This is a genomic window from Protofrankia sp. BMG5.30, from assembly GCF_001983005.1.
Lineage (GTDB): Bacteria > Actinomycetota > Actinomycetes > Frankiales > Frankiaceae > Protofrankia > Protofrankia coriariae.
Map to the genome: position 1 here is coordinate 115,585 of NZ_MOME01000018.1, position 23,779 is coordinate 139,363.

The following is a 23,779-nucleotide window of genomic DNA, read 5'->3' on the forward strand; positions in this document are numbered from 1 at the left end:
CAGGCCTGCCCCGCTCCCGCGAAACGGTCGAACCACTGGTCTCGGTCGCCTGCGATGCGGGCGAAGCACCGGTCTTGGTCGTCACGCTCCCAACGGTAGCGCTCGCCACCGATGCTTCTCGACCGGGTTTCCCAACAACGACAGGTGCCGGACGCCGGCGGCTCCGCTCAGGCCCACCGAGCAGCGCGGGCCAGGCCCGCGGGGCGGCACCGACGGGGCTCGGGGGAACGGCACCGGCGGGGTCGGGGGGCCCGGCGGGGCGGCGCCGATCAAGCCGGCGGAACGCCGATCAGGCCCGCAGAACATCGCCCGACTGCGCGAAGGCCGCGGCCAGCGCCTCCCGCCAGGGGCGCAGCGGCCGCAGCCCGGCGTCCGTCCACGACCGGGGCGAGAGCACCGAGTAGGACGGGCGCGGCGCGGGGCGCGGGAACGCGTCCGTCGTCGTCGGCCTGACCTTCTCCGGGTCCATCCCGAGCTCGGCGACGATCGCGCGGGCGAAGCCGAACCAGGTCGTGTCGCCACCGCCCGTGCAGTGATAGATCCCACTGGCGGCACGGCCGGCACCGGCGGCGGACACCAGGTCGATCAGCCCGGCGGCAAGATCCACCGACCAGGTCGGGGAGCCGCGCTGGTCGTCCACCACGGCGAGGGTGTCGCGCTCGCGGGCGAGCCGCGCGATCGTCCGGACGAAGTTGCGCCCGGACGCGCCGTACACCCACGCCGTGCGCACCACACAGGACGACGGGCACAGCGCGAGCACTGCCTGCTCGCCTGCGAGCTTGGTCCGCCCGTAGGCGGAGCGCGGCGCGGTCGGGTGGTCGGTCTCGTACGGCTTGTCCGCGGCCCCGTCGAAGACGTAGTCGGTGGAGATGTGCACCATGGTCGCGCCGACCTCCGCGCAGGCGGCGGCCAGGTGCGCCGGCGCGGCGGCGTTGACGGCATAGGCCCCGGCCTCGTCGGACTCGGCGCCGTCCACGTCGGTCCAGGCGGCGGTGTTCACGACCACGAGGCCGCCCTGGATCTTCGCCGGCCGGGCCTGGTCGCGGACGACGGCCCGCACCCGTGCCGGGTCGGTGACGTCCAGCTCGGCCCGGGTGAGCCCGGCCCAGGCGTGGACCCGTTCGTCCGCCTCCAGCAGCCGGCACAGGTCCACCCCGAGCTGACCGCCGGCTCCCGTCACCATCACGCGCACCCGGCAAGTGTCGCAGACCCAATTACCCGACCGGACGCGCACCCACCACCCATGAAGTCACATGCAGTATCCACGTAATTGCCAACGGCAATTGGCAGCTAAACTCAGGAGCGGCCCGTTGACTATGGGCTCAGCCGGCCAACGGCGGCCGGTTGCCGTCGTCCTGGAGAGATGGCGATCGTCGACTACTCGGAGATCAAGCTGGCCTGGCCGACGGCCGGGATCCCGCGGCAGGCAGCCTCGGCAGCCGATGCCCGCCGCGGACAGCTCGGTGCCGGCGCCCCTGCCGCCGGCACGCCCCGGCCACGCGCCCGCCGGCCCCGACTGCCGCGGACGGTCGTGCTGCTGACCGTGCTCCACATCGCCCTGCTGCTGACCTACTCGTTCGCCTTCACCACCTGGACGGGCTACGACGAGGCCCAGCACGTCGACATGGTCTACGGCCTGCAGCACGGCGCCGGCTGGCCGGCGCCCGGTGAACGGATCATCGCCTCGGGGATCGCCGCGACCTCGGACGACTTCGACCGTGGCCGCTTCGCCGAGATGTTCCAGTCGGGCGGCCGCGACAACGGCGCACCCCCGTTCGCCGAGATCGATCCGACCCCTCGTGACCAGCGCCTGTCCTTCGACAGGCTCGGTGGGCCCGCCCCGGTCACCGACGGGCGGCTGTCCAACCAGATGGTCCAGCACCCACCGCTGATCTACGCGATCGGGGCCGCCCTGCTGTCCGTCCTGCCCGGTTCCTCGAACTGGGCGTACGACCAGCAGGTCTGGGCGCTGCGCCTGCTGAACATCATCGTCGTGGCCCCGCTGCCGTGGCTCACCTGGGAGGCCTCCCGGCGGTTCGGGCTCAGCGCGCCGCTGGCCCAGGCGGCCGCCGCGGTACCGCTGGCCGTGCCCGGGCTCACCCGGGTCGGCGCCACGTTCAACAACGACGGCCTGCTGATGCTGTCGGTCAGCGGGCTGACGGTGCTGCTTGCCGGCGTGCTCACCGGCGACATGCGAAGACGGACGGCGGTGGGCGTCGGCCTGCTGCTCGGGCTCGCCTTCCTCGCCAAGGCACTCGCGCTGCCCCTGGTGGCCGTGGTCGCCGCCGCCTATCTCGCCGGCTGGGCCCGCCCCCGCCGCTCCCACCGGCCCGGCCGCCGCCTCCCCCGGTCTGTCGGCCCCCAGCCCATCAGCCCCCGGTCCATCAGCCCCCGGTCCGTCAGCCCCCGGCTCGCCGGTCGCCGCCTCCGCTGGTCGGCACGCCGCCCTCGCTGGTCCGGCCGGCACGGCCAACACGGCCCGCGCCGTGACGGCTGGACCGTGCCCATCCGGGTGCTGCGGGCGCCGCCGGTGTACCCGGCGCTGCTCGCGATCGGGATCGCCTGCGCCACCGGCGGATGGTGGTGGGTCCGTAACTACGTCCTCTACGACGCCGTTCAACCCAACGGATGGGCAACGGAACCCCCACGGCGCGAGCCGGTCCTGCTGCCGAAGTCCTTCTACACCTGGTACGAGTACTTCTGGCGGACCATCATCAGCCGGTTCTGGGGCGGTCTCGGGATGTTCGAGCCGCCCCAGCTCTCCCCGGTTGTGATCGTCATCGCGACCACGGCCGTAGTGAGCTGCGTGCTGGCGGCGGTCGTCCGTTCCCGGGCCACCGGTGAGGCGCCCCGGGGACACCGGTTCACCTGGCCGCGCGCGGCCGCGTCCGGACGCGCACTGGTGCTGCTCATGCCGATCATGCTGGCCTACCTGCTGGTGGGCCAGCGCAGCTATTCGGACTACCTGAAGTACACCCAGGGCATCGCCATCCAGGGCCGGTACCTCTACATGGGCGTGGTCGGCCTCGCCGTCGTCACCGCCGCTGGCCTCGGCCGGCTGCTGCGTGGGCACGAGCGGGCCGCCAGTCTGATCGTCCTGGTCGGCGCGCTCGGCATGCAGGCGGCGGCGCTGTGGGCGGTGTGCGGGTACTACTGGCTGCCGCGCGGCGAGTCGGCCCCCCCGCTGCACGTCGCCGAGATCGTCACCGTGATCGGACGCTGGGCGCCGTTCCCCGTCGGGGTGACAATCACCGTCTTCGCCCTCTGCCTGGTGATCGCCTGCGTCACCGTCGCCGAGATGGTCCGCGAAGCCCGTCGATGTCCCCTGGAGGAGCCAGGCGGTTCCTCGGGGGAGCCAGGCGCCCCCACGCCGCTGCCCGCGGCGCCCGCACTGCCCGGCCTCCGCCCGGCCGGGACGGCCGGAACCCTCCTGTCCCCGGTGCAACGACCCGGGCCCGGCCAGCGGCCCTGGACCGGCAGACGGTCCCCGGCCAGGCGATGGCCCCGGTCAGGGCGTGGTGGCGACCGAGACCCGGGAGTGGTCGCCGAGCATCAGCCGGTGCGCCCGCGGCCGGGCCGCCGACGGGACGACCTCGACGTCCCGCCCGATCAGTGAGTCCTCGATCCGCCCGATCCCACGGATGGTCGCCCGCTCCAGCACGATCGAATACTCGATCTCGGTGTCCTCGATCGCGCACGAATGGTAGATCGAGGTGAACGGGCCGACATACGAGTCGACGATCCTCGTGCCCCGGCCGATGATCGCCGGTCCGCGTACGGTGGAACGCACCAGTGACGCGCCCTCCTCGATCACGACCCGGCCGACGACCGTGCTGCCCTCGTCGACCACCMCGCGGACGGCCGGCTCCAGCGACTCCAGCAGGTGCCGGTTGGTCTCCAACATGTCGTCGAGCCGTCCGGTGTCCTTCCAGTAGCCCTCGACCAGGTGCGGCGCGACCTCGTAACCGCCGTCGACAAGCCACTGGATCGCCTCGGTGATCTCCAGTTCGCCGCGTGCGGACGGTTTGATCGCCCGCACGGCCTCGTGGACCGCCGGGCCGAACAGGTACACCCCGACGAGGGCAAGATCGCTCGGTGGCTGCCGGGGCTTCTCGACCAGACGCACGATCTGCCCGCCCGGCCCCAGCTCGGCCACGCCGAACGCGGACGGGTTGGACACCTTCGTCAGCAGGATGAGCGCGTCCGGCCCGCTGCGGCGGAACTCCTCCACCAGCCCCGAGATCCCGCCGATGATCAGGTTGTCGCCGAGGTACATCACGAACGGCTCGTCGCCAAGGAAGTCACGGGCGACGAGCACCGCGTGGGCCAGGCCCAGCGGCGCCTCCTGCCGAATGTAGGTGACCTCGATCCCCAGTTCGGCACCGTCACCGACGGCGGCCTCGATCTCCGCGGCGGTCTCCCCGACAATGATCCCGACATTCGTGATACCCGCGGCGGCTATTGCCTCCAACCCGTAGAAAAGCACCGGCTTGTTCGCCACCGGCACAAGTTGCTTGGCCGAGGTGTGGGTGATCGGACGCAGTCGTGTTCCGGAACCACCGGCAAGCACAAGAGCCTTCATGATCCGAACCTTATCGTGCGGCCGGGCGGCGACCGTACAAGCCCACAGCCATACGGGTCCAATACCCGTCGAACGACATTGTTCCGGACGGCGTACCGAACGGCGTACCGAACGGCGTATCGGACGGTGTACCGAACGACGCTCCGGACGGCCGGCGCTGGTTTCGGCCGGCCGCCGCGGTGGCCCGCGCTCCCCCGCCAGCCGCCGCCGAAACACCGGACCCATCGTCCTCAGGGCATCCCACAACGGGTGTGCCGTGCCTACGGCGGGTACCTTCAGCAATCAGGACCACAGTTGTCCTCCGCGGCCATGACGACAGTCATGACATCAGCGGTACGGGGGTAACGCCGCGATGAATCCAGCAGCCGGCCCGCGAACACCGGCGGGATCCGTCGGCATGCCGTCCGAAGACGGCACGAGCGGGCCACCGCCGGCCCGGCCGGCCTCGACGGCCCGCCAACGGCACCATCACCCGGGACATAGTGGTAAACAGGACCATATCCGGGGACGCGGGACACATCGGGTGGTGTGTACGTCCGTGGACCGGTGCCAGGCCATGGCGGGGGTGGGAGGTACGGCACGGTGACCGCTACGACCAGGGTTTCCGTGGACCAGCCTGCCAGCACCACGCCACCGCCGGGCCCGCGCCGCGTCCGAAGGGCCCGCCCGAGGGCGAGGTGGCGATGGTTCCTGCGCACCGCGAGGGAACGCCGGCGGCAACGCTCCCTGACCGGAAAGCTGCTGCTCGCCCTCGCCGCCGTGCTGTCGATGTCGATCGTCGTGACGAGCGTCGGCGGCTACTTCGCCTACCGCTATTTCGACTCCCAGATCACCAGGGTCACCCTGGCGCTCGGCGACGACCACGAACGACCGGCCGCGGCCCCGCCCGGGAGCACGAACTTCCTGCTGGTCGGATCGGACAGCCGGGCGGGCACCGGCAACATGTACCAGCGCCAGGAGGTCGTCGCCGGGGAACGCTCGGACACCACCATGCTCGCCCATCTGGACGCGAACGGAACAACCACGCTGGTGTCGTTCCCCCGGGACACCCTGGTGCGCGTTCCCGGCCACGGCCGGAACAAGCTCAACTCGGCGATCACGACCGGCGGCCCGTCGCTGCTGATCAAAACGATCGAGAACCTCACCGACATCAAAATCGATCATTTTGTGTCGATCGACCTCGCTGGCTTCAAGGCCATGACGGACGCCATCGGCGGGGTGACGGTATGCGTCAGAGCACTGCCGGACGGCAGCAGGTCCAACCTACGTGACGACTACTCACAGTGGCGCGGTGTCGTGGGCGAGAACCACCTCAACGGCGAACAGGCGCTGGCCTTCGTCCGGCAGCGCTACGGCCTGCCGGACGGGGACTTCGACCGGATCAGACGCCAGCAGCAGTTCATCAGCGCGGTGTTCCAGAAGGCCACCAGCAGCGGGGTACTCACCAACCCGGCCAAGCTGGAGGGCCTGCTCACCGCCGCCACCGGTGCGTTGACCGTGGACGCCGACACCACCGCCGACGACCTGCGCAACCTGGCGACCCGGCTGCGGGGCATGTCCGCGAACGCGATCAGCTTCGAGACCATCCCGGTCCACTCGCCGACGAGGGCCGAAGGGGCGAACGCGGCCGGCGAGATCGCGCCCTTCGGCTCCGTCCAGATCTACGACCCTGACGAGCTCGAGACGTTCCTGGCGCCGCTGCGCGGCCGTGGGAGCTCCGCGTCACAGCCGTCCCAGCGCCCCGGGACACCGACGCCGGTGCCGACACCGCCGGCTACGGCGACGACGCCCACGCCCACCGGCAGGACGCCGCTACGGCCGTCGTCGATCACGCTGGACGTTCTCAACGGCACCCCCACGGGCGGTCTCGCGACCAGCGCGGCCCGGGAACTGGCCGCGGCCGGCTTCCGGATCGCCCATGTCAGCAGCGCGGCCAACCGGCACACGGCCACCTCGCTGGTGCGCTACGGCCCGGGCAGCCTCGCCGCGGCGCGTACCGTGGCAGCCGCTGTCCCCGGGGCACAGCTGCGCGAGGATCCGGCCCTGTCGGAGCGTGTCACGCTGGTGCTCGGGACAGGCTTCAAAGGGGTGAACACAAAGGCGCTGGCAGTCACCCCGGGGCCGGCCGACACCCCGACCGACACCCCGACCGCGAGCCCGGAAGATGCCACCCGGGCCACCGACCCGGAGGGCAGCGCCCGCCCGGACAGCGGCGCCGGCGCGACAGACGCGGGCGGCACGGGCGGTACGGGCACGGGCGGTACGGGCACGGGCGGTACGGGCACGGCAACGGGCCGACCCGGCTCGACAGGCGCCCGGCCGAGCCCGACGCCACCGCCACCGCCCGTCACCGCGGCCGAGCTCACCGCCGGCTGCACGTTCTAGCCCCGTCAGCTCCAGCCCCGTCGAGTCTGGACCCGTCAGACCAGGCCAGGGCCAGATCAAGGCCAAAATCAGGTCCCGCCCAGGGCCAGACCCGGTCGTCCAGGTCGGGAACAGCCGCGGAGCTGGCAGGACCGGCCCGGACAGCTGCCGGCCGTCCCTGGACGGGTGTGCGGTGTCTCGTTTCTCTCGTTCGGCGGGCCGGAGCGTCGGCTGTCCGCTGGCTAGAATCGCTGCGAACCGGGAGTAGTCGGTCCCGGATCACCAGCGCAGCCAATGCCGTCTGCCATCCGCCGCGTAGGGTGCCGGCACAGCGCGGGTGGGCCTATGGCGGGCCCGTCCGTCTCGGACACCCGATCCGGCGAACCATGACCTGAGTGACGATGATGTTACTTATGGTTCTTCCCAGCACCCGGTGGTGAGCTGTCGTTCGCCTCATGGCAACGTCAGAGCGGCCCAAAGCGTCCTAATCAGACAGGGCCACACTGCCTCGTGGAGACCGACACCGCCACAGAAGTCGCCCCGGCCGAGGAGGACTGAACAAGCCGGTGAGTCGCAGACCTGCGCGCCGGCCGGCATTGCCCGCCGAGCTCAACCCAYGGCTCCCCCGGAGCGCGCGCCGCCACGGGCGCTCACCGCTGCGCGTGCTGTCGGTCGGGGCGGCCGCCGCCCTGTCGGTACTGGTCCTGGCGGTCAGCTCCATCGGGTGGGCGGCATATCGCTACTTCAACAGCTCGGTCACCGGGGTCGCCTGGTCGCCCGGCGGCAGCCGGCCGGCCGAACGGCCCGGGGAGATGAACATCCTCCTGCTCGGGGACGACAGCCGGACGGGCACCAACGGCGAGTACGGCCAGGTCGACGGAGTCCGCTCCGACACCACGATCGTGGCCCACTTCGGGGCGGACGACTCCGTCACCCTGGTCTCCTTCCCTCGGGACACTCTCGTGACGGTGGCCCCCGGCCTCACGAAGACACCCCGGGACGGCAAGGACAAGCTGACCAACATCCTGTCCTACGGCGGGGTGGAAGGGCTCACCCGCACGCTGGAGAACCTGACCAGCCTGAAGATCGATCACTTTATCGCGATCGACCTCGCCGGCTTCAAGACCATGACCGACGCGGTCGGCGGGGTGGACGTGTGCGTGGCGCCGCTGCCCGGCGGCGGCACGTCCAACCTGCGCGACAACTACTCGCAGTGGCGGGGGAAGCTCGGCGTCAACCATCTCAACGGCGACCAGGCACTCGCCTTCGTCCGCACCCGGCACGCGCTGCCGGACGAGACCTACCGGGTCGCCCGTCAGCAGCAGTTCCTGTCGAAGCTGCTGGACAAGGCGACCAGCGCGGGCGTCCTCACCAATCCGGTGCGGATCACCCAGCTGATCGGCGCTGTCGGCGGCTCGCTCAAGGTCGACAACGGCCTCACCGAGAACGGCGCAATGATCAAAATTGCGCAACGGCTCAGCGCGATTACCAGTGGAAAAGTGACATTTATCACTATACCCACCTTCGTACCAACGAAGGCGGACGGTGCCATCAACGACAAGGGCGAGATCCCCCCACACGGCCAGGTGCTGTTCTACGACCGCGCCGGCCTGGCCGCCCTGCTCGCTCCGCTGCGGCCCGCGACGGACAACCCGCCGGCCGCCGGCGGCAGGAGCGACGACGGAGCCGCCAGTCAGCCCTCGCTCCCGCCGGCCCAGGTGAGTATCGCCGAAGTCCGCAACAAGACCGGCCGCTCCGGCCTGGCCGCGCAGACGACCGACGCCCTCAGCGCTCTGGGCTTCGCCGGCTCGATGCGGAAGACCACCGGCCCGGCCGGACAGGTCATGACGGAGATCCGCTACCCCGCCGGGCAGAAGGAAGCCGCGCAGACGCTCAGCCGGCTGATCACCGGCTCGCAGACCGTCGAGGATCCGACGATCAGCCGGGGGCTGGTCGTCGTCCTCGGCGCCTCGTTCACCGGTGTGACCAGCGCGCTGGACCTGCCGGCCGCGCCCGGTAGCGCGTTGCGCGGGGCGGTGGGAGCCGGCTCGGCCAGTGGCACGACAGCGGCCGGAGCGGGGGCGGCACCGGGCGCACCCGCGTCAGCGGCACCGACCGTCGCCCCTGCGAACACATCCTGCACACCTTGAGCAGACACAGCTTTTCGTGATCAAAACTCTCGTGGCCGGCACGCCTGTGGCCGGCATACCGTGGTGCCGGCCACACCGCCGGCTGAAACCCGCCGGAACGAACGCTGGCTGACATGCCGGCCGACAAGGCTGGCCCACAAGGCTGGCCGGGGCGCCAACCATGCCACCAGAAGACCGGCCGGACCGGCGGTGCTCTACCGTAGGCGTCCYATGAGTACGAGCATTCGATGAGTTCATYGCCCCTGCCCGCGGGACGCCTTCTCGACGGGGTTCTCACCGGCGTCCTGGACACCGCTGAGACTGCCGTGCCCGCGCACGCCCTCGGCGCTCCAGCCGGCGTGGACGGTTCAGCCGACGTGGCCGGTGTCGCCGCGCTGCTGGCCCGTCGGGTACGCGCGGACGCAGGACGTCCGTTGCTGACCTTCTACGACGACGCCACCGGCGAGCGGACCGAACTGTCCGCCACCACCGTCGACAACTGGGTGGCCAAGACCGCGAACCTGCTCGTCGACACACTCGGTGTCACCACGGGTGACACCGTCCGGATCGCCCTGCCGCCGCACTGGCAGACCGCGGTGGTGCTGCTCGCCGCGTGGTCGGTGGGCGCCCAGGTGGGTGTCCACCAGCCCGGCGCCGCCACCGGCGCAGGTGCCGCGGCCGGCGCGGGTGCCGTGGTCGGGACGGACAGCCACGACGACCCGCCGGTAGCGGTGTTCGTGACCGAGCAGGCCGTGGACGACCCGGCCGTGGTGGGCGACGGAGCKGAGATCATCGCGCTGTCCCTGCGCCCACTGGGTGGGCGGCTGGCCCAGCCGGTGCCAGGGGTGCTCGACTTCGCGGCCGAGGTCCTCAGCCACGGCGACCGCTTCACCCCGCCGGCGCCACCGGCGAACCAGCGGTTCCTGGCCCGGCTGGCCGGCTACTACGCGCGGACCTGGGAGCTGGCCGCGACGGACCGTGTGCTGACCACGGCCGGCTACGACACGCCGGACGGCCTGTTCGGCGGCCTGCTGGCCCCGCTGGCCGCCGGCGCGTCGGTGGTCCTCTGCCGCCATCTCGACCCGGGCCTGCTCGCCCGGCGGATCGCCGTCGAGCGCGTCACCGCCATATGCGCCCCGACCCGCTACGACCCGCTCCAGCCAGCCGCGTCCGAACCAGCCGACCCGACCAGACCGCCCAGACCGGACACCCCCGCGGAGCGGGCAACACCCACCGTCCGTCACCTCACCACCGGCCTGCCGTAACCGGACGCGCCAGCTGTACGTCGCAGAACGGACACCATCCCATGCGGACGGCCATCAGCTGTCAGAGAAGCAGGCCCATCCCCCGGCGCGTGGCGCCGGGAGAGTCAGAGGGTGACCTCACTGAGTTCGCCGGTGGCCACGTCGTAGATAAAGCCCCGGACGGATGTCGTGGCGGCCAGGAAGGGGTTGGAGCGCAGCCGCGCGATGGACAGCCGCACGTTCTCCTCGAGATCGGAGAACGCGTGGACGGGCCAGTCCGGGCGGGCACCGGTGCGTTCGAGCAGCTTGTCCCGGAACCCGTCATCGGTGATCGAAATCATCCCGCACTGAGTGTGGTGCAACAGGATGATCTCGGTGGTGCCCAGCTCGTGCTGGCTGACCGCCAACGAACGGATCATGTCGTCGGTGACCACTCCGCCGGCGTTGCGCAGGACGTGCGCGTCGCCTTCGCCCAGCCCCAGCAGGGCGTGCACGTCCAGACGGGCGTCCATGCAGGCCAGGACCGCGACCCCGGTGGTCGGACGGGCCGACCGGGCCTGCGGCTGACCGCTGCTCCGCCGGGCGGCCGCGAAGTCGGCGGCACGCCCCGCCAGGACGTCGGTGACGCTGTGGGAACTTTCCAGGCTTGACGGATCATCGCGAGCGTCGACCGTGGTCATGGTCGTACAACCTCCATCGGCGCGGTGCATGCATCGGCACGGTGGGCATATCGGACAGCGGGTGCATCGGACGGTGGACACATCGGACGGTGGACACGGCCACCGGCGATCCGTGTGGCACACGGCGACATCGCCATGCGGATCGCCGTGGCGGCACCGACAGCGCATGACGCCCCGCCGCACCCCGATGGGCGCCGCCGCGGGGCGAACGGTGTCGGGCCGCCACCACGGCCAGCCCCAACCAGCATGACGCGGCCACACCGATTCCGCCAGCGTTCGCCGCGGCCGGCGGCATCACGATGCCGGCCGGGTCGCGTCACGATGCCGGCCAGCGTTCAGACCGGCCAGGTGCAGATGCCGGCCAGGTGGCGCTGTCGGCCAGGCCGCCCGCGGGCCGGCCGAGTCGTGTGCCGGTCGGGTCGTCGCTGTCCGCCAGGTGACGGCTGTCCGCCAGGTGTCAGGCCGGAACAGCGCCCCGCAGGCATCACCCGCCGGGGCACGGGTCATACTTACCGTGAGGAGATCGGCAACTGAACGGCCCACAGACGTGACACAGACGTGACACGGGTATGACACGGACAGGGCGCTGGTGGGCTGTGTACCCGGCCGGGCAAACGGCGATCGCGGTCAGAGCGTAGTCACGACCGCACCCCGGCCGCCGGCGACGGCCGGGAACCCGGGGGGGTCGGATGGGTCCAGGACAGCGGTCTGTACGCTCAGCCGGTGACACAAACCGGTCGAGATCACATGAGGTGAGCGTGGCATCAATGGACGACGGTTCCAGGCGGTCGCGYTGGCAGCTACTTGCTCATGAAATGGCGAAGTTCGGTGTCGTCGGCGGCTTCTGCTACCTCGTCGACGTCCTCGTCTCCAATCTGTGCCATGGCGTTTTCGGTATGGGCTGGCTCAGYGCGAAAACCGTCTCCACCATYGTGGCCGCAACCTGCGCCTACATCGGCAACCGGCACTGGTCCTTCACGCATCGCGCACGTACCGGCCTACGGCGTGAATACACCCTCTTCGTGATCCTCAACGCCATCGGGCTCGGGATCGCCCTGGCCTGCCTCGGGATCGCCCGCTATGTGCTGGACCTGAACAGCGTGCTGGCCTTCAACCTGGCCGGAAACGTGGTCGGCACCGGCYTCGGCACCATCTTCCGGTTCTGGGCGTACAAGCGGTGGGTTTTCCTGCATCCGGAYGACCCGAAGGCCGTGCTGTACGCCGAGACCGACGCCCGGCGCGGCCAGYGCCTGCCCGAGCCGGTAGGCCGTCTGTAACCGCGGAAAAGCCGCTGGTAAACATCTGGAACGGATTGCGCCGGAACGGATGCTCCTGGTTTTCCAGCGTGGTTCCGTTCCTGTGACGGCCACGCCGCACGGCACCTTTCGCCCCGTCTCGRCCGGCTGGCCGGCCCCGGGCCTGGTCGTGTCCCGGCCGGCCAGGTGAGCCAGGGCCGACCACGAGGAGAACCGCCCCGCGGGACGACATGCCGCCGGAGGCCGTCGCTGCCCGTACCCATCGCATGGTTTGCCCGTCCCGCGGCCTGTCGGGCCCCTGTCGGGTCTATCGGGCAGCCGTTCGCCGGTACATACCGGTCAGCCGGTTCAACCGGCACGGTTTGACCGGCACGACCCACCGGCACGGTTCGATCAACGCGGCTCACCCGCACTGCCCGGGAATGCTGCCCGGGCAGGCGGTGTGGACGCTCCCACCGTCGCGCGCCGGCGTCAACATGCTCCCGGGCTGGCAACCAGGAATCCGATGCACGGCAACCCTGCGTAGTATCAGCCAAGGTTCACAGACGCACCGGGGAGGATTCGTCCCGCCTCGGACACCGTCGKCGCAGCCACCATGCCCAGGCCGTGTCCGATGGATGCTGGCCGACGCGAGCACCGCCCGCGCGATCGGACATCCGTCGGGTACAGCCCACCCCGTGACCCGGACCATGGCCGCCGCACCGGATGATGTGCCGCCGTATCCACGCAGACCGCATCAGAAGATCTGCATACCTGACCCACCGGGGGGGACGTGGCAACCGGACTGACACTCGCGGTCGATATCGGCACTGGCTTCACCGTGGCCGCGACCGCCGTCGACGGCCGATCGGAACCCTTACCGCTAGGTCCGGACGGACCGATGCCCGCCGTTGTCAGCCTGAGCCACGACGGCCGGCTGCTGACCGGCTCGGCCGCCGTCGACATCGCGGTGACGCATCCCGACCGCGCGCAGCCCCGCCCTCTGCGGGCGCTGGAGAGCACCGAGCAGGTGCAGCTCGGCGGCACGGCCATCCCCACGATCGAGCTGGTCGCGGCCGTCCTGCGCCAGGTCTCACACGAGACGATGAGCCGTTTCCCGGGCCCGCCGCCGGCGCAGGTGGTCCTCACCGCGCCGGTCCGCTGGGGTTCCGCCGAGGTCGAGCGGCTGCGGGCCGCCGCGTTCCGGGCGGGCCTGAGCAGCGTCACCCTGCTCCCGGAACCGGTCGCGGCGGCCCGCTGGCAGGCCGATCCGGCCGGCTTCCAGCCGGGGACGACCGTCGCCGTCTACGATCTTGGCGCCACGAGCCTGGCGACGACCGTTCTCACCGCGACACCCGGCGGGTTCGACATCCGCGGTGAGCCAGGCGGCAACCCCGGCTTCGGGGGCGACACGATCGACGACATCCTGCTGCGCAGGATCGGCGAGCGGGCCACGAAGACCGACTCACAGGCCTGGAACGCGCTGTGGGCCGACCAGAGCCCGTCCGGGCAGCGGTCGCGCGGCCAGATACGTCAGCAGGTCGTCGCGGCGAAGGAAGCGCTGTCGACCGCCAGCAGCCACACCGTCCGGGCCGGCGGATCCGTCGGGGACCTCGAGCTCACCCGGGCGGACCTGGAGGCCGCGATCGAGGGCGAGCTGCGCGCCACCGTGGCGGAGCTGATCCGGACGGCCGAGAGCGCGGGTGTGCGGCCAGGCGGGCTCGCCGAGGTGTTCCTCGTCGGCGGATCGACCCAGATACCGCGGATATCAGCGCTGCTGCTGGAAATGGTCGGCGTCTCACCCCGCCCGCCTCGCGACCCGCGGTACGCGGTCGCGCTGGGCGCGCTGGTCGCCGTCGGCGCGGCCAGTGGCCCCGCGCCGACGGGCCACGGGCCGGGGCGCCCGGCCGGTGGGGCCGCTGGGATCGGTGGGGCTGCGGGGGCCGCCGCGGCCGGCGGGATCGTGGGGGCTGCGGCGGCCGGTGGGGCCGTCCCCGCGCAGCCTGGTCCCGACCTCAACGCGACCCGCTTCCTCCCGGAGGCCGGGCCGGCCCGGGCCGCAGCCGGCCCCGACGCGGAGCCACGCCAGGGGCAGGAGCAGTACCCGTCCGGGCCGCAGGGGCCGTACCAGCCCGGGACACCGGACGAGTACGCGCCCACCGCCAGGGCCCCGTACGGGCAGTTCCCGCCCGGCGCCCAGCACCCCTATCCGCCGACCACCCCCCAGGGCGGCTTCGCGCAGTCAGGCGGATATCCCCCGCCCGGCGGGTATCCGCCCGGCTCCTATCCGCCGCCGGGCGGATACCCGCCGGGCGGCTATCCGGCCGGTCCGTACCCGGCGGATCCGTACCAGCCGGGCCCGTACCCGGCCGGCGGACCGCCGGGACAGCCGACGCCGAGACGAACCGGGCTGATCATCGGAATCGTTGCGGCGGTCCTGGTCGCCGTCGCCGTCCCGGTGATCGCGCTGACCGTGGCCGGTTCCGACAAGTCCGGGGGCAGGGCGTCCGCCGGCCCGACCCTGCCGGTGATCCCCGCCGGGCCGACGGGCGCCGCCACGTCGACGTCCGGACGGCCGTCGGCGACCCCGGCCACGACACCGCCGAGCGCCAGGTTCACCGGCGGCCTTACCGCCGCCCAGAGCGACCTGGAGGCGACGCTGGACCCCACCGAGATAGACGACTGCGTGGGGAACTCGGACGACGAGGACTCCGACATCGAAGCGTCCCTGACCTGCCGGTCGAGTAGCGGGACGCTGGTACGCGCCTTCCACTACTACGACAGCGGCTCACTGCGTAACGACATCGACTACCGGTCGGGCCAGATCACCGAGGACGGTTCCTGCCGCACCGGCAGGAACAGCATTGAAACCTGGCATGTGACCAGTCGGCCGAACGTGGACGTCGGATCACTGCTGTGTTATCACGACGGCGGTAACTATGTGATTTTCTGGAGCTACGACGACGATCTCACCGCCTTTGCCGCCCAGGGTACCGACGCGGCGGCGCTCTTCAAATGGTGGCAGGGATTCGACCCGCTGGCCTGACCCGGCCGCACAACCGGCGGAAACAACCGGACAACCAACGAGAAAAACCRCCGGCAGGAACAACCGCTGACAGCGGGCGGCCGCTAACGCGGATAACCGCTGTCGTCGGCGGGGCCGCGCAGCCGTGCCGCGTTCTCCTCGGCCAACCGGTAGAGCGTGGCATACACCTCCTCGGCATGGGGCAGGTTCACCAGTACGAGCCGGCCGCGCTGCCCCCCGCTGTCGATCGAGAGTGTGCCGGATCCCACCAGGCCCTCCCAGAAGGAACGGCTGAACGAGACGTCGCTGAGCCGGAGCAACGGGATGTCCCGGCCGTAGCGGGAGAGGATTCCCGCGCGGACGACGACCCGTTCCGTCGTCACCACGTAGTGGGTGGTCACCCATCGTAACCACGGCCGCAGGCTTGTGAAGAAGAGCAGGACCGCCCCGGCCGCGACGATCAGCCACTGGGCCGCCTGCTGGAACGAGCCCGCCGGGACGGCCAGCACACCGAAGAGGGTCAGGCCGAGAAGCACGACGAAGGCCACCGCTGGTCCGGTCAGCCTGATCCAGTGCGGATGCAGGTGTAACACGACCTGTTCGTCGCTGGTCAGAATGTTGTCCGGGAATCCCACCCGGCGATGGTCTCACCGCCGCGGCGGCCGACGGAGCCAAGGGGCGGGCCGAGCCGAGGGACAGGCCGACCGAGGGACGGCACACCATTACAGCCATGGCCGGGCGTCACCCGACGGCGCGGTTGCCCGCGGGCGCGTGGACCAGCCGCGTGTCCACGGCCAACCGCTCAGGAGGCGGTAGCTCTACCCGAGAGCGCACGGGCCCGAGCCGATGGTGGCGCCGGAGAACGTCAGCGGCGGCTTCCCCGAGGACGCGCGGGCCGGGGCGTCAGCGGAGGTGGACGACGTCCCCGGCGGCGAACGCCCGCCCGTCGACGACCAGCCGGCCGTGATCGTCCACGTCGGTCGCGGTGCCCGTGACCACCGATCCGTCGGGCAGCTCGACCCGTACCCGCTGGCCGAGCGTGTCGCACACCGACCGGTAGGCGTCCGCGGTGGCGGTGGGCTCGGCGAGCCAGCGCCGGTACACCCTGACCAGCCCCCGCAGCAGCTCGATGAGCAGTTCCCCCCGGCCGACGAGTGGCCGCGACTCCTGCCGCTGGCGCAACGCGACGCTGGTGGCCCCCGGCGGCAGCTCGTCGACGTCGTTGTCGACGTTGAGGCCAATGCCGACGATCACCGCGACCGTCCCGGAGCGGTCCCGGTCGGGGACGGCCTCGGCAAGGATCCCCGCCAGTTTCTCGCCGGCCACGAGCACGTCGTTCGGCCATTTGAGACCCGCCGGTATCCCCGCGAACTCACGCAGCGTCGAGGCCAGCGACAGGCCGGTGACCAGCGGCAGCCAGCCCAGCGCTCCCGCCGGCACGGCCGGCCGCAGCAGCACGGAGAAGGTCAGGCCCGCGCCCGACGGCGACGTCCACGACCGGTCGAGGCGCCCGCGACCGGCCCACTGGTGCTCGGCGACGAGCACCTGCCCCTCGCCGGCGCCGGTCTTCGCGGCGGCGACGAGGTCCGCGTTGGTCGAACCGGTCTCCTGGACGACCCGGACACTCAGGCCGTCCCCGGCGAGCGCGGCCGCGAGCAGGCCGGCGTCCAGCGGAAACCGCCGGTGCCGCGTCATCGATGTCCACATGTCAGCCAGAGTCCCACCGCATCCTCACCGCCGACGGCTGAAAGTCATATCGCACCGCGGCCACGCGCCCGGATCAAGAGGTAGTTGTCGCAGAATCGAGCGCGGGAGGCCACGACGGCCGTACGCTGCCCGGCATGGCGCTTCCTGTTCCCGCTCAGAACCCCTCGCACGATCCGGTACCCGATCCTCTCACAACTGCCGGCAAAATCGCCGAGTTGAAGCGCGTGATCGACGAAGCGGTACATGCCGGTTCTCAACGGGCAGTCGACRCACAGCATGCCAAAGGCAAGTTGACGGCCCGTGAACGGATCGAGGCCTTCCTCGACCCGGGCTCCTTCGTTGAGACGGACGCCCTCGCCCGGCACCGCGCGCACGACTTCGGCCTCGACCGCAACCGCCCGTATGGTGACGGTGTGGTGACCGGCTACGGCACGGTCGACGGTCGCCAGGTGTGTGTGTTCAGCCAGGACTTCACCGTCTTCGGCGGCAGCCTCGGCGAGGTTCTCGGCGAGAAGATCGTGAAAATCATGGATCTGGCGCTGAAGACCGGCTGTCCGGTGGTGGGCATCAACGACTCCGGCGGCGCGCGCATCCAGGAGGGTGTCGTCGCGCTCGGGCTGTACGGCGAGATCTTCTATCGCAACGTGCTGGCGTCGGGAGTCGTCCCGCAGCTCTCACTGATCATGGGCCCGTGCGCCGGTGGTGCCGTGTACTCCCCGGCCATCACCGACTTCACGCTGATGGTCGACCAGACCAGCCACATGTTCATCACCGGTCCGGACGTCATCAAGACCGTCACCGGTGAGGACGTCGGCATGGAGGAACTCGGCGGCGCCCACACCCACAACTCCCGCAGCGGGGTCGCGCACTTCCAGTCCGCGGACGAGGCTGACTGCCTGGAGACCGCCAAGGCGCTGCTGGCGTTCCTGCCGTCGAACAACCTGACGGACCCGCCCGTCTTCGCCGAGGTGGCCGACGTGGAGGCGGAGGTCACACCGGAGCTGGACACGTTCATCCCGGACTCGTCCAACACACCGTACGACATGCACACGGTGCTCGGCTACCTGCTCGACGACGGTGACTTCCTGGAGGTCCACGCCCAGTTCGCGCAGAACCTGCTCTGCGGGTTCGGCCGGGTGGACGGGCGTTCCGTCGGCATCGTCGCCAGCCAGCCGATGCATTTCGCCGGCACCCTCGACATCGACGCCAGTGAGAAAGCGGCCCGCTTCGTCCGGACCTGTGACGCGTTCAACATCCCGATTCTCACGCTGGTCGACGTACCGGGCTTCCTGCCCGGAACTTCGCAGGAATGGAACGGCATCATCCGCCGGGGCGCAAAGCTTATATACGCTTATGCCGAGGCGACGGTACCAAAAGTGACCATCATCACACGTAAGGCATACGGTGGCGCTTATGACGTCATGGGCTCGAAACATCTGCGCGCCGACGTCAACCTGGCCTGGCCGACCGCGGAAATCGCGGTGATGGGCGCCCAGGGCGCCGTGAACATCATCTATCGGCGTGAGCTCGCCGCTACCGAGAATCCCGACGCCCGTCGCGCGGAGCTGATTGCCGACTACACCTCGCATTTCGCCACTCCGTACATAGCGGCCGAACGCGGGTATATCGACGCGGTCATTCTCCCGTCGGAGACCCGGCGTGAGGTGATCCGGGCGCTGCGACTGTTGCGGACCAAGCGGGAGTCGCTTCCTCCCAAGAAGCACGGAAACATCCCGCTGTGACCCTCCCGGGGGACACCACGGACCGCTCGCCCGCCCCCGCCGTCCCGCCGGTGGCGGGGCCGGGCGAACGGTCCGGGAGCCACGAAAGGATGATCAGATGAGCAGTGCCGGCGACGGCCGCGCCCCACGCCCGCACCTACAGGTGGTGCCGACGAACGCGTCCGCCGAGGAGATAGCCGCCCTGATAGCGGTGCTCTGCCTGCGGACGGGGGCGGCGGCCGCCCCCGCCCCGCCCTCCTCGGCCTGGTCGGACCGGTCCGCGACGCTGCGACGAACCGTGCATTCCGGACCGGACGGGTGGCGTTGGACGGGATTCACTCCGGGTACCCGAACCCGAGCCGACTGGTAATCATCCGATCACATTCGGATATCACCGACCGTTTCGCGGGGCCGGACATCCGCACCAGCTCCGCGAAACAGCGGGAATGGCAGGTTTGTGGGCGCCGGGGATACACATTCCCCGGCGCCTTTCATGATCGATTCACTACACCACCAACGCGATCTCGGCAAGCAGGGACCCGACCAACAAACCCAGCCGATCAATGTTGGTCATCGAGTCCACCACGGCGGTCACGGCCCTGGCGGTACAGGACCCGCACAAGGATTCCTTTAACATTGCCAGAACAACAGCCTGCGCCGCCGAACTCGCCTAGACTCAGCCACGCTGAACGAGGACGGGAGAAACGTGCGTAAGATCCTCATTGCCAACCGGGGAGAGATCGCTGTCCGGGTCGCCCGGGCATCCCGCGACGCCGGATATGCCAGTGTCGCCGTATACGCGGAGCCTGACATCGACGCTCTGCACGTACGCATCGCGGACGAAGCGTACGCCCTCTCCGGCAGCACACCGGGTGACTCGTACCTACGGATCGACAAGATCCTCGATGCGGCTCGCGCCAGCGGCGCCGACGCCGTCCACCCCGGATACGGCTTCCTGTCGGAGAACGCCGACTTCGCCGAGGCCGTCATCGAGGCCGGGCTGACCTGGATCGGACCGCCTCCCGAGGCCATCCGGCGCCTGGGCGACAAGACCGCCGCCCGCCACATCGCCCTCGCCGTGGGCGCCCCGCTGGCACCCGGCACCCCCGACCCGGTCGCCAGCGTGGACGAGGTGGTGGCCTTCGCCGAACAGCACGGGCTGCCGGTCGCGATCAAGGCGGCGTTCGGTGGCGGTGGCCGCGGGCTCAAGGTCGCCTGGAACGCCGAGGAGCTGCCCGAACTGTTCGAGAGCGCGGTGCGGGAGGCCACCGCAGCCTTCGGCCGCGGCGAGTGCTTCGTGGAGCGCTACCTCGACCAGCCCCGCCACGTCGAGACCCRGATCCTCGCGGACAGCCACGGCACGGTCGTCGTCGTCGGCACCCGGGACTGCTCCCTGCAGCGGCGCTACCAGAAGCTCGTCGAGGAGGCGCCGGCACCGTTCCTCACCGAGGAGCAGCGCACCTCGCTCTACGAGGCGTCCCGGGCGGTCGTCCGGGAGGCCGGCTACGTGGGAGCGGGCACGGTCGAGTTCCTCATCGGCCGGGACGGGACGATCAGCTTCCTCGAGGTCAACACCCGGCTACAGGTCGAGCACCCCGTCACCGAGGAGACCAGCGGCATCGACCTCGTCCGGGCCCAGTTCCGGATCGCCGAGGGCGAGGCGCTCGACCCGGTCGACCCCGCCCCCCGGGGGCACTCGATCGAGTTCCGCATCAACGGCGAGGACCCTGGCCGCAACTTCCTGCCGGCGCCGGGAACGGTCACCCGGTTCGTCGCGCCCACCGGGCCGGGCGTGCGCGTCGACACCGGCATCGAGTCCGGCGCCGTCATCGGCGGGGCCTTCGACTCGCTGCTCGCCAAGCTGATCGTCACCGGCGCGACCCGCACCGAGGCCCTGGAGCGTGCCCGCCGCGCCCTGGACGAGACAGTCCTGGAGGGCCTGGCCACGGTTCTGCCGTTCCACCGGGCCGTCGTGCGGGATCCGGCGTTCGCGCCGGCCGACGCCACCGAGCCGTTCCGGGTGCACAACCGCTGGATCGAGACCGAGTTCGACAACACCATCCCCGTCTTCACCGGCGGGGTGGACGCCGACACCGAGCAGGCGGCCCGCGAGTCGGTCGTCGTCGAGGTCGGCGGCCGGCGCCTGGAGGTCGTCCTGCCCGCGGGCTTCGGCGCGGCGGCCACCGCGGGCGGCCCGGCGGCCGGTGCTGGAGCGGCCCGGCCACGGCGGCGGTCCGGCGCCAAGGCCGCCCGCGTGGCCAGCGGGAACGAGCTGACCAGCCCGATGCAGGGCACCATCGTCAAGATCGCGGTCAGTGACGGGGACACCGTCGAGGCCGGTGACCTCGTCGTCGTCCTGGAAGCCATGAAGATGGAGCAGCCGATCACCGCGCACCGGGCGGGCACCGTCGCCGGGCTCACCGCGACCGTCGGCGCGGTCGTCTCCAGTGGCGCCGTCCTCTGCGAGATCAAGGACTAGTGGAGCCGGGGCCCGCCCGGCCCGGCCCGGTTCGTTCGTAGTTCGTAGGCTGGTGCTCATGGGCACCGACGGCGCGGACGACAGCGGGACGGACCGGGGCGGGGCCTACCCGCCGTCCGCGAGGAGCTCGACACGACCAGGCGGCGCGGCACCGGCGTCAGGATCGGTGCCCGCCGAACCGGCATCGGCCGAGCGGCCGCCGCTGACCGGCCGGATCTACTACCTGGTGGGTGGGACGCTGCCCCCGCGGTACAACCAGTGGATCTCCCACGATCTGACCGGACCGCGGTGGCGCGTCCGGCAGGCGTCCCGGCCGCCGCTGCTCATGCTGCCGTTCGCCGTCATGTTCGCGCTGCTGCCCGGGCGCCTCAACGTCCGGCTCACCATCGCGATCGTCCTGCTGGCGATCGCGGTCGGCCTGGGGTTCGCCACCGCCGGCTACTTCCGCAACCGTCGTCTCGTCCAGCACGGCTTCCCACCGGTGTTCCCACCCGAGGAGGACGAGAACACCAGCCCCGAAGACGCCGGCCACGCGGCCGCCGATCACACTGCTGCCGATCACACAAATATCGATCATAACCGCGCAGGAACCGGCCGCGACCGCCCGGGGGCGGAGGACCACTGACCCCCGGCGGCCACGCAGCCGCCACCCGAAACGACCCGTCAGCCGGACCGGCCCTCTGACAGCCCTCTGACAGCCTCTGCCGGCCACACCCGCCGACCAGCACTCGCCATCAACCGCGGCTGCCAGCCGCGACTGTCAACCGCGGCTGGCGCTGGTCAGAAGCTCGCGAACAGGTCCCGGGGCATGGCGATGCGGGCTGCCTCGGTCAACGAGCCGGACACCGACGGGTAGATCGTGAAGGTGTGGGCCACCTGATCGACGGTGAGACCGTTGGCCACCGCCAGCGAAACCGGAAAGATCATCTCTGACGCCCGCGGTGCCACGATCACCCCGCCGAGGACGCTGCCGCTGCCCGGCCGGCAGAACAGCTTCACGAAACCGTCGGTGATGCCCTGCATCTTCGCGCGCGGGTTGCGCGCCAGCGGGAGGATCGTCGTCTGCGCCGCCACCGCGCCCGACTCGATCATTTTCTGTGAGATGCCGACCGTCGCGATCTCCGGCTCGGTGAAGATGTTGGACGACACGGTGYCCAGCCGCAGCGGCGTGACCGCCTCGCCGAGCGCGTGCCACATGGCGATCCGGCCCTGCATCGCGGCGACGGACGCCAGCGGCAGCACCCCGGTGCAGTCGCCGGCGGCGTACACCCCCGGCACCGACGTTCTCGACATCCGGTCGACCTCGATGTGGCCGGTCGGGCTGCGGCGTACCCCGACCTCGGCAAGCCCGATGTCCGACGTCCGCGGCACCGACCCGACGGCCATCAGGACGTGACTGCCGGTGATGGTCCGGCCGTCCGCGAGATCGACCTCGACGCTGTCACCGACCCGGCGGGCGGCCTCGGCCCGGGCCCGGCTGAGCACGGTCACCCCGCGGCGCTGGAAGACCTCCTCGAGCACCTTGGCGGCGTCCGGGTCCTCCCCGGGCAGCACCCGGTCCCGGGAGGAGACGAGCGTCACGTTCGCACCGAGCGCCTGATAGGCGCTGGCGAACTCGGCGCCGGTGACACCGGAGCCGACAACGATCAGATGCTCGGGCAGCTCCCGAAGATCATAGATATGGCGCCAGGTGAGAATTCTCTCACCGTCCGGTTCGATGTTCGGAAGAACTCTCGGTGACGCTCCGGTCGCGATCAGGATGATGTCGCCGAAGAACGCCTCCCCGGAGGCGACCTCGACGGCGTGCGGGCCGACCAGCCGGCCGCGGGCGTGCACCACCCGGACGGCCTCCTTCTCCAACCGGGTCTCGATGTCGCGGGACTGCGCCGCGGCAAGCCCCCGCACCCGGGCGTGGACCCGCTCGATGTCCACACCGATGCCGGGCGGCAGCCCCGGGCCGGGCGCCGCCCCGGCGTCCCAGCCCGCCTCCGGCAGGACGTGCCCACCGTCACGCAGCCGGACTCCCAGGGACGGCGCCGCGGCCAGCTCCGTCATCGCGGCCGACGTGGCGATCAGCGCCTTGGACGGGACACAGTCGGTGAGGACGCACGCACCACCCACCCCGTCCGAATCGATGAGCGTGACGAACGCCCCAAGCTCAGCCCCGACAAGAGCCGCCTCGTACCCTCCGGGTCCGCCTCCGAGAATGACGATTCGCGGCACCTGCGCGCTCCCTTCGGTGGGTGGGATTCCCACCAGCTATCTTGCCTTGTCCGATGTGTGAGCAACCATCGCATGAACAGTCACTCGGCCGACGTGCGCGGACGCTCCCCCGCCGGGCCGGCATCGGGCGGACCGGGACACCGACGGCCAAGGTCCGGGATGGTCGGGATCCGGGATGGTCGGGGTCTACACTGTCTTTCGCGTAGCTGTCGAACATCGACGACCGGATCCGCGGTGCCCCGCGGGAGACCGTCTGCCACCGCGACGTGGTTACGGTCCGCGTTGTCACACGAAGTCGGGTCCACGGACGTCGCGATCAGGATCCCACGGCCGCCCAGGTAGTTGTGGTCGGATCGTGCTCGGATCGATCGTGGCACATCGGACGGGTCC

At 71.0% G+C, this 23,779-nt stretch carries 16 protein-coding genes; 10 read left to right on the forward strand and 6 right to left on the reverse strand.

Annotated features, from left to right (window positions below; translation table 11 throughout):
* Window positions 1–289: 289 nt before the first annotated feature.
* Window positions 290–1,183: a dTDP-4-dehydrorhamnose reductase gene (gene rfbD, locus BL254_RS12165; protein WP_175648360.1), complete on the reverse strand. Its 894-nt coding sequence runs from the start codon at window positions 1,181–1,183 to the stop codon at window positions 290–292.
* 180 nt (window positions 1,184–1,363) lie between these two features.
* Here rfbD and BL254_RS12170 point away from each other — a divergent pair, with 180 nt between their 5' ends.
* On the forward strand, window positions 1,364–3,616 hold the full coding sequence (locus BL254_RS12170) for a glycosyltransferase family 39 protein (RefSeq protein WP_047222332.1): 2,253 nt from the start codon (window positions 1,364–1,366) through the stop codon (window positions 3,614–3,616).
* Here the strand turns inward: BL254_RS12170 and BL254_RS12175 are convergent.
* Window positions 3,509–4,582: a glucose-1-phosphate thymidylyltransferase gene (locus BL254_RS12175; RefSeq protein WP_076843345.1), complete on the reverse strand. Its 1,074-nt coding sequence runs from the start codon at window positions 4,580–4,582 to the stop codon at window positions 3,509–3,511. The genes BL254_RS12170 and BL254_RS12175 overlap by 108 nt on opposite strands.
* A 582-nt stretch (window positions 4,583–5,164) precedes the next feature.
* On the opposite strand from BL254_RS12175, the gene BL254_RS12180 reads away from it, so the two are divergent.
* From BL254_RS12180 to BL254_RS12190, 3 genes are all read left to right on the forward strand, one after another.
* Window positions 5,165–6,967 carry an LCP family protein gene (locus BL254_RS12180; RefSeq protein ID WP_076843346.1) on the forward strand — a complete coding sequence of 601 codons (1,803 nt, stop codon included), beginning with the start codon at window positions 5,165–5,167 and terminating at the stop codon, window positions 6,965–6,967.
* Window positions 6,968–7,512: 545 nt separating this feature from the next.
* On the forward strand, window positions 7,513–9,096 hold the full coding sequence (locus tag BL254_RS12185) for an LCP family protein (protein ID WP_254858040.1): 1,584 nt from the start codon (window positions 7,513–7,515) through the stop codon (window positions 9,094–9,096).
* Between the two features lie 227 nt (window positions 9,097–9,323).
* Window positions 9,324–10,340 carry a TIGR03089 family protein gene (locus tag BL254_RS12190; protein ID WP_076843347.1) on the forward strand — a complete coding sequence of 339 codons (1,017 nt, stop codon included), beginning with the start codon at window positions 9,324–9,326 and terminating at the stop codon, window positions 10,338–10,340.
* Between the two features lie 104 nt (window positions 10,341–10,444).
* On the opposite strand, the gene BL254_RS12195 is transcribed toward BL254_RS12190, so the two are convergent.
* Window positions 10,445–10,999 carry a carbonic anhydrase gene (locus BL254_RS12195; RefSeq protein ID WP_047222335.1) on the reverse strand — a complete coding sequence of 185 codons (555 nt, stop codon included), beginning with the start codon at window positions 10,997–10,999 and terminating at the stop codon, window positions 10,445–10,447.
* A gap of 815 nt (window positions 11,000–11,814) precedes the next feature.
* Between BL254_RS12195 and BL254_RS12200 the strand changes: the two genes are divergently transcribed.
* On the forward strand, window positions 11,815–12,276 hold the full coding sequence (locus BL254_RS12200) for a GtrA family protein (RefSeq protein WP_371390499.1): 462 nt from the start codon (window positions 11,815–11,817) through the stop codon (window positions 12,274–12,276).
* An 859-nt stretch (window positions 12,277–13,135) separates the two neighbouring features.
* A complete protein-coding gene (locus BL254_RS27025; RefSeq protein WP_175648361.1) occupies window positions 13,136–15,280 on the forward strand; it encodes an Hsp70 family protein in 2,145 nt (714 codons plus the stop codon).
* An 83-nt stretch (window positions 15,281–15,363) separates the two neighbouring features.
* Here the strand turns inward: BL254_RS27025 and BL254_RS12210 are convergent, their stop codons facing one another.
* Together BL254_RS12210 and BL254_RS12215 are read right to left on the reverse strand one after the other, a co-directional pair.
* Window positions 15,364–15,894, reverse strand: a complete 531-nt coding sequence (locus BL254_RS12210; protein ID WP_047222339.1) for a PH domain-containing protein — start codon at window positions 15,892–15,894, stop codon at window positions 15,364–15,366.
* A gap of 268 nt (window positions 15,895–16,162) precedes the next feature.
* Window positions 16,163–16,954 (reverse strand): biotin--[acetyl-CoA-carboxylase] ligase, encoded by a 792-nt coding sequence (locus BL254_RS12215; protein ID WP_047222340.1) that lies wholly within the window; start codon window positions 16,952–16,954, stop codon window positions 16,163–16,165.
* A 146-nt stretch (window positions 16,955–17,100) separates the two neighbouring features.
* Between BL254_RS12215 and BL254_RS12220 the strand changes: the two genes are divergently transcribed.
* The 4 genes from BL254_RS12220 to BL254_RS12235 all read left to right on the forward strand — a co-directional run bounded on the left by BL254_RS12220 (window position 17,101) and on the right by BL254_RS12235 (window position 21,791).
* Window positions 17,101–18,708 carry an acyl-CoA carboxylase subunit beta gene (locus tag BL254_RS12220; RefSeq protein WP_076843350.1) on the forward strand — a complete coding sequence of 536 codons (1,608 nt, stop codon included), beginning with the start codon at window positions 17,101–17,103 and terminating at the stop codon, window positions 18,706–18,708.
* Between the two features lie 97 nt (window positions 18,709–18,805).
* Complete coding sequence (locus tag BL254_RS12225) at window positions 18,806–19,057, forward strand: acyl-CoA carboxylase subunit epsilon (protein ID WP_047222342.1); 252 nt, start codon at window positions 18,806–18,808, stop codon at window positions 19,055–19,057.
* Between the two features lie 336 nt (window positions 19,058–19,393).
* Window positions 19,394–21,166, forward strand: a complete 1,773-nt coding sequence (locus BL254_RS12230) for a biotin carboxylase N-terminal domain-containing protein (RefSeq protein WP_076843351.1) — start codon at window positions 19,394–19,396, stop codon at window positions 21,164–21,166.
* A gap of 58 nt (window positions 21,167–21,224) precedes the next feature.
* Window positions 21,225–21,791 carry a DUF5313 family protein gene (locus tag BL254_RS12235; protein ID WP_047222344.1) on the forward strand — a complete coding sequence of 189 codons (567 nt, stop codon included), beginning with the start codon at window positions 21,225–21,227 and terminating at the stop codon, window positions 21,789–21,791.
* Between the two features lie 155 nt (window positions 21,792–21,946).
* Here the strand turns inward: BL254_RS12235 and BL254_RS12240 are convergent, their stop codons facing one another.
* Window positions 21,947–23,389: an NAD(P)H-quinone dehydrogenase gene (locus BL254_RS12240; RefSeq protein ID WP_076843352.1), complete on the reverse strand. Its 1,443-nt coding sequence runs from the start codon at window positions 23,387–23,389 to the stop codon at window positions 21,947–21,949.
* Window positions 23,390–23,779 lie beyond the last annotated feature (390 nt).